Source organism: Moorena sp. SIO4E2, assembly GCF_010671945.1.
GTDB lineage: Bacteria > Cyanobacteriota > Cyanobacteriia > Cyanobacteriales > Coleofasciculaceae > Moorena > Moorena producens.
In genome coordinates this window covers 3,898-15,482 of sequence record NZ_JAAHIE010000133.1, presented here as the reverse complement: position 1 = coordinate 15,482, position 11,585 = coordinate 3,898, and the positions used below count along the sequence as shown (strand labels likewise).

Below are 11,585 nucleotides of genomic sequence, written 5' to 3'. Positions count from 1 at the left end.
GCTTAAGACACTGGACAAAGCATTTACAAGCATGAAGAATCAGGGACATGGGTTCCCACGATTCAAAAATAAGTATCGAATGCGGTCTTTTGTCTTCCCTCAGTTTAAGGCTAATCCCGTAGTCAATGATTTGATTAAATTACCTCAAATTGGGATGGTCAAGATGCGATTATCACGACCAATACCTGAGGGGTTCAAAATCAAGCAAGTGAGAGTGGTTAGACGAGCCAGTGGTTATTTTGCAATGATTGCTTTGCAGAGTGACGTAAGTGTTCCTGATACACCAGTATGGGGGCATCCACTGGGGATTGATGTTGGGTTAGATAAGTTCTTAGCAACTTCTGATGGTGAGTTAATTGAACGTCCAAAGTTTTTAACAAAACTACACGGCGAGTTGAAATTACTGCAACGTAGACTGAAGTTAAAGAAATTGGGTTCAGCGAATCGACATAAACTCAATCATAAAATTGCTAGACTACATCAAAAAATCACAGATACCCGAAAAGACTTCCACTTTAAGTTAGCTGATCATTTGTGTGACCAAGCGGGCATGATATTTGTTGTTGGCGAAGCCTGTCCGAAGGACATAGACTTAGACTTTAGAACCTGGGCAAAAGGAATGCTGAGTAAGCATACTCTTGATGCAGGTTTTGGTCAGTTCTTCAATATTCTGGCTTGGGTGTGTTGGAAACGGGGTATATATTTTGGCAAGGTCGATTATAGGTATACGAGTCAAATTTGCCCCAATTGTGGGGCACATACAGGCAAGAAAGATTTATCTGAACGACTCCACAAATGCCCTGAATGTAGTTATGAAATTCACCGAGATGTTGCAGCCGCCCAAGTGATTTGTCAACGAGGTATCGCTGCGGTCGGGCAGACCGTGGAGGAAATTGACTGTGTAGGCGTTCTGTCAGGGGTTGGTAACAACCTAGATAAGTGCCGCAAAAGCAGTAAACCTAAGTCGTGAGGTTTAGGAATCCCTCGTTATAATCTCCGATTTAACGAGGGAGCATGTCAAAGTCCCAAGGGTTTGATATAAGGCTTGATTATGTATCCAACCTACAAAACCACTGTAGAGACAGTCTCCTTCAGGGCTAGCCACAAATACATGGTGTATTAGTAAAGGATTCTTCCAAGTCCGAATGGAAATGCCATTTTTAAATGTTATATAGGTCTTGGCTCGGTGAAAATCTCTACCATGACCATCAGTCATACCTGGGACTGAGTGTAATTGTTGAATTAAGCTAGTAATAAAGTCTCCTGGTGGAGGAGGTTGTGTGATAACTGGATTCGCCCAAAATTTCTGGATTTCTGCTGCGACTAAAGGATGATTTTTGAGAGCAGCATGATGCACATTAGGTAAACAAACGAATTGACTACGAGAAAACTTGGTTGTCTCTATTGTAATCGTGCCGTCGCTACCGTGATCACTATCACCAGCTATTACTAATGTGGGAATCACTGCGCCAATGGACTCTGCTAGTTGTCGGCGGTTGATACCTAAATCCTTTGCGATACCAATACCAATGCCCAAGGGGTCAATAATTCTAGCTACATCTGCACCACCAATAGGAGAACCAATCAACACTAAGGATTCTACTTGTGACCACCAGTCTCGGTGACGGCTGAGGAGTTCTAGCCAAATTAAGCCACCCATGGAATGACCAATAATTCGGATTGGTGTCTGGGGATAAGTGACAATGGTATCTAAGACAATGTGTTCGAGTTGGTTGATTAGGGGTTCTATCCAGAGCCAAGTTTTGAACCAACCGAGATCGGGAGTAATGATGGCAGTGCGGGATGTGGCTAAGGATTGGGCAAGGCGTGCCATCGCTTTAGAGTTATCCGCCCATCCGTGTTGTGCGTATAGAAGAAAATCTGGTTTGTCGGTCATTTCCCCTAAATCTGGAATACTGGTAGTTTCTTATCGATTTTAGGTAGGGGAGGACACCATGAGTAACCAATTGTGACACTCCCTTGAGGGACACAGAATAGGCTTTGCAAGAAAAGGAATGCACCCTAACAGTTGCAGTATCACTGGATTCTTGGAAAGAGATGCTGCATAGCATTAGCTACAAGGGCTGAGGGACATATTCCGGAATAGGTATAACCTATTAAGCAGGTACACAAAATTAATTACACATTTTCCAAAACTCAAAGCCTTGCAGGGTAAAGGTTACAGAGATTTGGAGTAGGCGATTAATTCTGTGTAAGTGCTTACTCGAGTTCCCAACACTGAAAGCCCCGCGTCTAAAGACCGGGGATGAAAGTGACTAGCGACTAAAGTCGCGTAGAAGAGAATCTTGATTGATACTTGAAAGTTTTATACGATTCTGTTAGTATAAATATATATCGAAAGAGGTCGAGATTCGTTCGGGTAGCGTGACCGTTCGGGTAGCGTGACCGAAGGTCAAGGTCAAGGTCAATGATTATACTAGAGTTTAAAGCGAAAGGTAAAGAGTCCCAATATTCAGCAATAGACGAGGCGCTCCGGACGGTTAAATTCATTCGTAATAGCTGCATTCGTCTATGGTTAGACAATAAAGGGACAGGGAAAAGTGACTTTAGTAGGTATTCTAAAATCCTGGCTAAAGAGTTTCCCTTTGCTAATGAATTGAACTCTACTGCCCGTCAGGCTGCCTCTGAGAGGGCATGGTCATCGATTGTTCGCTTCTACGATAATTGCAAGAAAAAAGTCCCAGGTAAAAAGGGTTTTCCCAAGTTCCAAAAACATGCTCGGTCTGTCGAATATAAGAAGTCAGGATGGAAATTATCCCCTGACAAGAAATCAATAACGTTCACGGACAAGAAGGGGATCGGAAAGCTTAAGCTCAAAGGTACCTGGGATTTATGGCGCTTCGACAAAAAGCAAATCAACCGAGTTCGGATAGTTAAGCGAGCTGATGGGTACTACGTTCAATTTTGCGTTGCAGTTAACGTAAAAGAGGAAATAGAGTACACAGGTGAGATGATTGGGCTGGATGTAGGACTTAAAGAGTTCTATACAGATTCCAATGGTCACTCCGAACCAAATCCCCGATTTTATAGAAAAGGGGAGAAACGCTTAAAGTTTTATCAACGTCGAGTTTCTCGAAAAAAGAAAGGCTCATCCAATCGCAGGAAAGCGGTTAACAGATTAGGCAGGCAGCACCTTAAAATAAGTAGGCAACGTGAAGAACATGCTAAGAGACTGGCACGTTGCGTAATCCGGTCTAACGACCTGGTCGCCTACGAAGATTTAAGAGTTAAAAACCTGGTTAAAAACCACTGCCTTGCTAAGTCTATTAATGACGCTGGTTGGTATCAATTCAGGAAATGGTTGGAGCACTTTGGGACTAAGTTAGGCAGGGTAACTGTCGCAGTAAACCCCGCCTATACCAGTCAAAACTGCTCTGAGTGTGGCGAAACTGTCAAGAAATCCTTATCTACTAGAACTCATGCCTGTAAATGTGGGTGTGAACTTGACAGAGACCATAATGCCGCTATCAATATCCGAAATCGAGCCATAAGTACGACGGGGCACGTCGGAACTTGGGTCATAGACCCGAAGGCTTCAGGAGATCTGACCTCTACTGTTCTTGGTTCCGGCCAGGTTCAGCAAGTCGGGTCGTTGATTGAAGAATCCCCGCGCCTTTAGGCCGGGGAGTGTCAACAAAACCCTTTGAAACCCCATGATCCGGTGCAATATATGAATACTGTAGACTATCTCCGGATTAGCTTGATTGACCGCTGCAACTTCCGTTGTCAGTACTGTATGCCTCAAGGAGCAGAGCTTGACTATATCCTACGGCAAGAATTACTCACTGATCAAGAACTGCTGACTCTGGTCAAGGAGGTGTTTATCCCGGTCGGATTTAGAAAGTTTCGCCTCACGGGAGGTGAACCCCTATTGCGTCCAGGTGTAGTGGAGTTAGTCAGAGCGATCGCATCTTTACCGGAAACACAAGATTTAGCGATGACTACCAATGCCTTTTTACTGGCTGGTATGGCAAAGGAACTCTACCAGGCGGGTTTACGGCGGATTAATATTAGTCTGGACTCCCTCAATCGAGAGACATTTGACCAAATTATCGGCAATCGGGGACGTTCGCGCTGGGAACAGACTTGGGAAGGGATAAAAGCTGCCCATCAGGTTGGATTTGACCCGTTAAAGCTGAATGTGGTGGTAATTCCAGGAGTTAATGACCAGGAAGTGCTGGATTTAGCTGCTCTAACCATTCACCGCTCCTGGCACGTTAGATTTATCGAGTTTATGCCCATCGGGAACTCCCAGCTATTTGGTCAGCGGGCGTGGGTACCTTCGGAAGAATTACGGCAACGGATTCACTTACGCTGGGGTTTGATAGAATCCAGTGTCCGGGGTAATGGCCCAGCTGATGTGTTCCAGATTCCTGGTGCCAAGGGCACCCTGGGATTTATTAGTCAGATGTCAGAATGTTTTTGCGATCGCTGCAATCGGATGCGTCTATCTGCTGATGGTTGGCTGCGTCCCTGCCTACTTAATGAACAAGGTCAAGTTGACTTAAAAACTGCTCTACGCAGCGGCGTTGATACCGCTGACTTAAGAGAGCAGGTCAGACAGTTGCTGATGATTAAACCAGAAATCAATTTCAAGGAGAGAGACTCTGGTATCGATGGTTCATATACAAGGACGATGTCACAAATCGGCGGATAGTTTTTTAGGTTGCAGGTTAGCAGGTTAGCAGGTTGAAGGTTAGTCAAGTTGAAGGTTGAAGGTTAGTCAAGTTGAAGGTTGAAGGTTAGTCAAGTTGAAGGTTGCAGGTTAGTCAGGTTGAAGGTTGCAGGTTAGTCAGGTTGAAGGTTCCAGGTTACAGGTTAGCAGGTTAGCAGGTTACAGGTTACAGGTTAGCAGGTTCCAGGTTATAACCTTCAACCTACCCTACAGGAACGCCACAGGCGAACAACCTGTTAACTTTCAACCGTTGTCAACCTTCAACCTGTTAACTTTCAACCGTTGTCAACCTTCAACCTGTTAACTTTCAACCGTTGTCAACCTTCAACCTGTTAACTTTCAACCGTTGTCAACCTTCAACTCGGGTTAGACTTTCCTGGAGTAGTACTCAACCACCAGTAGCTCGTTAATTTGTAATGCCACCCATTCCCGATCAATAATCCCATTCACCTTCCCGGTGAAGGTGTTCTTATCAAACTCTAAATGGCTAGGAAGGTTTGCTAAGCCAGGAAATTCCAAGTTACGTTCTACTAGACGGCGGGATTGATCACGGTTTCTAACCGCAATCACATCGCCAGGGCGACACTGATAGCTAGGAATATTGACTACTGTACCATTTACTGTAACATGACCGTGACTCACGAGCTGACGAGCCGCTGGGATGGTACCTCCCATACCCATGCGGAAGACTGTGTTATCCAGTCGCATTTCTAGCAGTTGCAGCAAAGCTTGTCCAGTGGAACCGGTGGCTCGACGAGCTTTACGGACATAGCGAATTAACTGCTTTTCAGTCACTCCGTAGTTATAGCGCAGTTTCTGCTTTTCTTCGAGACGGATCGCATATTCTGAGCGTTTCCGACGGTTTTGACCATGTTGACCTGGGGGATAGGCACGGCGCGGCGTTTTACGACTTAAACCGGGCAAATCACCCAGACGGCGAACGACCCGCAGACGCGGGCCTCTATATCGAGCCATATAACTTCCTCTTTACTATTTTGTGTACTATCTTGACTAAAGATTTCCCAAAACTATTATCATACAATTTATTAGGGCCGTGGGCATAAGGAAATTGCCATGGGGAAGATTCCGGGCAGGTGTTAGCTCAATAGCCCTATCTACGGGAATTTCCATAGTGCAAACCACCTGAGAAGGTCAGCTATCAGCATTCAGCTATCAGCATTCAGCATTCAGCGATTGGCCTGTGGCCACGGTACTGTTCGCGCAGCGTGCGCGTAGCGCAATCGGTGCTTTTAGGTGCGACCCGTGGCGAATTTAATAATTAGATGCGGAAAGCGCACCTTTGAATAAAATAAGCTGACCGCTCAATGATTATGACACAACTACCATAAATAATCACTTCTAGGGTTATATCATGTCCGGATAATTAGTGATAAAAAACCATCTCCGATTAAACCTTATTCCTTTACTTGTGCCACATGCCTTCGATTGGGCCAAGGGTGTAAGTATTCAACCGGACATGATATTAGTGACCCAGGACGTAAGTAAAAATCAGCGGAGCTACAATTGATGCATCCGATTCAATCACGTAACTAGGGGTGTCCGTATCAAGTTTGCCCCAACTAATCTTTTCACTAGGTAGTGCGCCACTGTAGGAACCGTATGAGGTGGTACAATCGCTAATTTGGGCGAAGTAACTCCACAACTTACAGTCTTCCTTGAGATCCTGGTGGATCAGTGGCACAACGCAGATGGGAAAATCTCCAGCAATTCCACCCCCAATTTGAAAGAACCCCATGGAAAAATCTCTAGTATTTTCCTGATACCAATTCACAAGAAATACCATCAGCTCCAGACCGCTCCGCACAACATTCAAGCGACTGATATTGCCTTTGATAACTTCAGAAACAAAGGAATTTCCCAGAGTTGAATCCTCCCATCCAGGAACAAAAATAGGAATTTGTTTCTGCCATGCTGCCATCACCCATGAGTCACAAGGATCAATTTCATAAGAGTCTTTAAGCTCTTGACTTTCAATAAGTTGATAAATGAACTCGTATGGGAAAAAGCTTTTGCCAGATTGATCAGCTGCTTGCCACAGTTTCACCATATGCCGATCAATTTTCCTCATCGCTTCTTCTTCAGGGATACAGGTATCAGTAACTCGATTCATACCGGACTCAAAAAGAACCTTTTCCTCTTCTGGTTTCAGTGAACGATAATCCGGTACTCTCTTATATTGAGAGTGGGCAACCAGATTGAAGATATCCTCTTCAAGATTCGCTCCGGTACAGCAAATGGCATGTACCTTGTCTTGGCGAATCATTTCAGCCAGAGAGATACCCAGCTCTCCTGTACTCATGGCACCAGCCATAGTCAGAAACATTTTATTACCAGATTCCAGGTGTTTCACCCATCCTTCAGCCGCCTCAACACACACAGCTGCATTAAAGTGTCGAAAATTTCTCTTCATGAACTCTCGAATCATAGTTTTTCCTCCAATAGTGGGTCTTACAGTTGAGTACTTTACAGAACTATAGATAAACGTTTTAGAAACAGCAGAATCACCCATTGATAAAATGGTAAAAAAACGGAAGCAGCAGTTAGTTAACAGCCTTGATTAAAAACCTGCTAGTGCGAACTTGAACTCTCCCTCAGTTAAAGCAGGAAGAAAACAAGCTAGGAGATCAAGTCTTCATATAATTTAAAACATAGTACCGTTGGCTCCGGAGCAAAACTCCCAGGGCTGACTTTGACTATACTTAAGCCTTGATGCAGTCTCTCAGGGGGAAGCAGCTAGGGTTTTTTTCACCACCAAACACTGCTATAAAATCCTGATCTAGTAAACTAGCTTTTGACGTTTATGATTCCTCGCCACAAATTTCGTAGACAAGGAAAATAACGCCCCTAAGTTGTTTTTATCCCCGCCGCTTGTACACAAGGGGTTTCAACTGCGTTTGAGATCAAGAAATGCCTGATCACCAGCAACGCTTCTCTATTTGGTGTTGTTTTTAACAATTATCACAATCTCTTATTGTATATCAATCCGGTAACACCTGTCTTGAAGGTCACTGGTGGAGCGGACAGGGAAATAAGTGACCTCCCTCATCTGGCGTTGCTTTTGTTGTAGGATGATTGAAGGGAATGGACAGCTAGTAAGTGTTTTGCTATGGTTAGTCTAAAATCTAGAGTAGAATCGGCTGTGGGTTTGAGGCACTGATTGCCTGTTCATCCACTACTCCTACCTCAGTCCTGATACAATTAACGCCATGACAGACTTGATTAGTGAAATTTTAAGTAAAGTAGGGTCAGTTGCTCCTCAAGTACCGCCATACTTTGAGTCCCTAGAAACCTACGCTGTTAAGAAAGTTTCCGATGCTGACACTATTGATGTGATTGATGCCTCCGGAGAAGACATTACAGTGCGGTTCGTTTACATTGATGCACCAGAAACTCCTAAGGGGTGGGGTTACAAAAAACTTGAGGATAAAAATCAGGACAATGCGTTCTATCAAAGTCAATTTAAGTGGGGCAACGAAGGGAAAGACTGGGTCAAACAGTTGGTAGAAGAAAACAGGAATAAAGTTAAATTGAGAATTACCGACATCGACACTCGCTACAATCGTAGAATTGGCGAAGTTTACTTATTGGATGGCACGTTTATTCAGCATAGTTTAGTAAAAGAAGGATTAGCACTGATTTATTACGATTATTTTAGTAAGTGCCCTCGTGAGATGGCTATTTCCCTTCTGTTGGCAGAGGCAGATGCGGAACGCCAAGGAAAAGGGTTATGGCAAGAACCGAAGTCCGGATTTATCGAGCCTTGGTTGTTTCGTCCCCTTAAGAAAAAGCAAAAAGCCCTACTTGCAGACCCAGATGAATATCAGCAGCTTACAGAAAAAATTCAAACCCTCTGTGAAGACCTAGAAGCTGGAAATCTTACTAAAGATCAGTTTGAGGATACCTTTAAGCAGACGCTGAAGTAATATAGCAGTTCTCAATTGGTTGAGGTACTTTTGTTCTGGGTTTTAGGGAGTAGGGAGTAGGAAGTAGGGAGTAGGGTTAAGAACATTGAATGTAGGTCATATAGCCATTGGCAGATAAGTTAATTAATAAAATTGGACAAAAAAGATACAGTCCACTTATATATTGGCAATAATCAATACTTAGGTTGAATGCCAACTGCTCTATTCCCTATTCCCTATTCCCTATTCCCTATTCCCTATTCCCTATTCCGAAGTTACCTAAAAACTTTTATATCCAAAATATTAGCATAATTAAGGGCAAAAAAAGGATTAACTTAGAAACCGCTCCAGCTCCAGATGTAGTATAAATTGATATTACCAGTAGTTCTATGAACCGTTTGGCAGTATAGCACTACGCATTAAGATTAGGACATTTATAAACTCCGAAACCTAGTCCTAGCTTACTTTTGAATTCTGACTTCTCACTTCTGACGCTAAGCGTAGCGCTATATATGCCGAGTTAGGGGTTTCAGAAGTTTGGCGTTATGATGGTGAATCTTTTGAGATTTATCAGTTACGAGATCGAGAATATAGTCAATAAAGTTTGGCTTTTCCTGGTTTACCTATAGGGGAAATTGAGGGATTTTTAGCAGAGGTGGACACCAAAGATTATTTGCAGTTGGTAGCAGAATTTCGGAATTGGGTGAGGAAGGGTTAAACTCGTCTAAATTCTCAACATCCCCTTTGAGATCAGAAGATGTTGAGGAACGTTTCTAAAGCATTAGATTGCAGAGTCTAAGCAACCGTGCCAGTAATAGAGTATTGTCCTAAGCTGCCGTAATCACTGTATCCGGTAGCTAAGTTTCCTTGACCCGTACCATCAATGCTTAGATAATACTGCCCTGGACTGAGATCAAGATTAAAGCTAGCGGACAGAGAACCGATGGGATTAGAAGAGCTAATCAGTTGACCGGAAGCATTATATAGCTTAGCCAGAATGTCTAAATTAGGTCCTCGCTCAAAAGGCTTAATATCTAGGGCTATGTTGCCCGTTGTTGAATTGAACTCAAACCAGTCAATGTCGTTATTTTTTTCAATGATGCCATAATTTTCCACCTGACCATCATTGATCGATAGCGCTGCTGCACTGGTTAGCTGGTTACTATAATCGTCCCGGCGATAGCCAAAACCATTTTGCCCAGTGATGATGTCTAGGTCATCTTCTTGGTTGCTGGCACCGGTATACTCACCTTTGCTCCATTGACTGAGATTTCGATCGTTGCCCTCTCCCATAATAGGAGCCCACCCGGTTTCGACACTGCCATTGCCATGACCATAGTAGTAGTCGTTGGTGGAATCACCCTCATGAGACAAACCCAAGGTATGACCTACCTCATGGCTAATAGCTTCAGCCACCGATTTCTCACTGCCTCCAGCGCGATTCTCTGAAAAAATAAAGGCGGGGGTATCACTGTCCCAGTTGAATGAATCCATATAAGCCAAACCACCGGTACCTTTTTGATACCAGGAACCATCTCCCCCAATGACAACGCGAATGCCCCATTGGGAATCACTACCGCTGGTTTTTTTGAGTTGGTCATCGGAAGGTTGGGCAGTAGTCACATTCACATCAAAGGGACTAAAGTCTTCTGCCACCCGTTGCCAAATGCGCCAAATAGTCTCTCTCTCAGCAGTGGAGAAATTGGAAGTATTCCCATCCGTGTCATAGGCAGGGGTCACAATGGAACTCCCGAAGTTCTTGTTCCATGAGGTACCTGTGGTAGTATGACCATCAAAGTCAAGGTAGATAATGTGGTCTGCCTCTAAGTTACTGTTGAGGGAAAAGACTTGGTTCGGGCTCAAGGGCTGATAGGTATTTGGTTTGCTAGTTCCAGACAACTCTAAATTATAGGAAACAATTCCATTGCTACTAGGAGCGTAGCGTTTTACCTGGGCAAAGTAAGTGCCACTGGTAGCACTGTAGTTGATAACATCGTTAGCATTGCCACCCTGTAAAGAGCTAGCCACTTGTTGGTCGCCCAAGTCAAAGATGCCATTGTTGTTAGTGTCCCGGTAGAGTCTGAGGTTAGCATCATCTCCCGCACTGATATTGTGTAGATTTAGGTTAATTTGACGGTTGTTTGAGACCCTAAACTTAAACACATCAGTGGCGTCTGAGGTAGTGAGTGTGTACCGATTGCGGCTGATGGGATTGCCGCTGAAAGTGCCTAAATTGAAAGTACCCATGATTAACTACTTGTTTCTTTTCTGTGAAAAGCACTGTAAATTAGCCCAAAAACTGGATTTTACTGGCGCTTTCCTACATCTACAGGGTAATAAACCACACCTAGTTTTTTAAGATTTGTAAGCAAAGTTTATCAGCTCTTAATTTTGAACGAAATTAGCTGAATTATCACAGCGGTCAGAGCTGATTGGTAAAAGAAGCTATAACCATGGCGCTGAAAGGCTTTCAATAATTCGGGCGCTTGTGCACGCCCTGTTCCCGGAAATCCATGTCTGTCAAAGGATTTGAGCTCTTTATATTTACTTTATAAATTAGCTCTGCTGGATTACTCTAAATTCTCAACATCCCCTTTGAGTCCGGAAAATGTTGAGGCAATGTTGAGGAAAGTTTCTAAGCCTAGTCGCTCTAAAGCCCAACGGTCAACTCTCCTACTATAGCTATAGTGGTCTACCGGATCCTAACAACTTTCATAATCAGGGTGCGGAAAAGGTTATTTAAAACGGTTGGAATCAATACCATAATATCTTCTATGGTCAGCCAGGTTTATAGCTTATAATCCCCTCTTTCAAATAGTTTTAAATCATAATTATTACTTTTCAATTGTTCAATAAAAGTAGATCCTTGAGTTTCAGTAAGTTCATGTAGGGTGGGCAGTGCACCAGACAGATCAGATCAGCTGTTAATAGGCTTGATAGGCACTGCCCACCTAGGATTCATGACT

Annotated in this window: 8 protein-coding genes; 4 read left to right on the top strand and 4 right to left on the bottom strand. The window is 43.7% G+C overall.

The window, feature by feature from the left end; all coding sequences use genetic code 11:
• On the top strand, positions 1–970 hold a 970-nt coding region (locus F6K37_RS15950; protein ID WP_287251126.1), incomplete at its 5' end, for an RNA-guided endonuclease InsQ/TnpB family protein.
• 3 nt (positions 971–973) lie between these two features.
• Here F6K37_RS15950 and F6K37_RS15945 read toward each other — a convergent pair.
• Complete coding sequence (locus F6K37_RS15945) at positions 974–1,897, bottom strand: alpha/beta hydrolase (RefSeq protein WP_008179887.1); 924 nt, start codon at positions 1,895–1,897, stop codon at positions 974–976.
• A gap of 531 nt (positions 1,898–2,428) precedes the next feature.
• On the opposite strand from F6K37_RS15945, the gene F6K37_RS15940 reads away from it, so the two are divergent.
• Together F6K37_RS15940 and moaA are read left to right on the top strand one after the other, a co-directional pair.
• Entirely contained in the window at positions 2,429–3,640 is a 1,212-nt protein-coding gene (locus tag F6K37_RS15940; protein WP_008179885.1) for an RNA-guided endonuclease InsQ/TnpB family protein, read from the top strand.
• A 51-nt stretch (positions 3,641–3,691) separates the two neighbouring features.
• Complete coding sequence (moaA, locus tag F6K37_RS15935; RefSeq protein WP_287251124.1) at positions 3,692–4,678, top strand: GTP 3',8-cyclase MoaA; 987 nt, start codon at positions 3,692–3,694, stop codon at positions 4,676–4,678.
• Positions 4,679–5,062: 384 nt separating this feature from the next.
• Here the strand turns inward: moaA and rpsD are convergent, their stop codons facing one another.
• Both rpsD and F6K37_RS15925 read right to left on the bottom strand, forming a co-directional pair.
• Positions 5,063–5,671: a 30S ribosomal protein S4 gene (gene rpsD / locus F6K37_RS15930; protein ID WP_008179879.1), complete on the bottom strand. Its 609-nt coding sequence runs from the start codon at positions 5,669–5,671 to the stop codon at positions 5,063–5,065.
• 508 nt (positions 5,672–6,179) lie between these two features.
• Positions 6,180–7,142 carry a deoxyhypusine synthase family protein gene (locus F6K37_RS15925; RefSeq protein WP_287251123.1) on the bottom strand — a complete coding sequence of 321 codons (963 nt, stop codon included), beginning with the start codon at positions 7,140–7,142 and terminating at the stop codon, positions 6,180–6,182.
• A gap of 781 nt (positions 7,143–7,923) precedes the next feature.
• Between F6K37_RS15925 and F6K37_RS15920 the strand changes: the two genes are divergently transcribed.
• On the top strand, positions 7,924–8,640 hold the full coding sequence (locus F6K37_RS15920; RefSeq protein ID WP_008179877.1) for a thermonuclease family protein: 717 nt from the start codon (positions 7,924–7,926) through the stop codon (positions 8,638–8,640).
• A gap of 774 nt (positions 8,641–9,414) precedes the next feature.
• On the opposite strand, the gene F6K37_RS15915 is transcribed toward F6K37_RS15920, so the two are convergent.
• Positions 9,415–10,866: a pre-peptidase C-terminal domain-containing protein gene (locus tag F6K37_RS15915; RefSeq protein ID WP_008179870.1), complete on the bottom strand. Its 1,452-nt coding sequence runs from the start codon at positions 10,864–10,866 to the stop codon at positions 9,415–9,417.
• Positions 10,867–11,585 lie beyond the last annotated feature (719 nt).

Coding starts and splice junctions, on each gene's coding strand:
- F6K37_RS15945 (WP_008179887.1), bottom strand. CDS start 1,897: ATGACCGACAAACCAGATTTTCTTCTATACGCACAACACGGATGGGCG.
- rpsD (WP_008179879.1), bottom strand. CDS start 5,671: ATGGCTCGATATAGAGGCCCGCGTCTGCGGGTCGTTCGCCGTCTGGGT.
- F6K37_RS15925 (WP_287251123.1), bottom strand. CDS start 7,142: ATGATTCGAGAGTTCATGAAGAGAAATTTTCGACACTTTAATGCAGCT.
- F6K37_RS15920 (WP_008179877.1), top strand. CDS start 7,924: ATGACAGACTTGATTAGTGAAATTTTAAGTAAAGTAGGGTCAGTTGCT.
- moaA (WP_287251124.1), top strand. CDS start 3,692: ATGAATACTGTAGACTATCTCCGGATTAGCTTGATTGACCGCTGCAAC.
- F6K37_RS15940 (WP_008179885.1), top strand. CDS start 2,429: ATGATTATACTAGAGTTTAAAGCGAAAGGTAAAGAGTCCCAATATTCA.
- F6K37_RS15915 (WP_008179870.1), bottom strand. CDS start 10,866: ATGGGTACTTTCAATTTAGGCACTTTCAGCGGCAATCCCATCAGCCGC.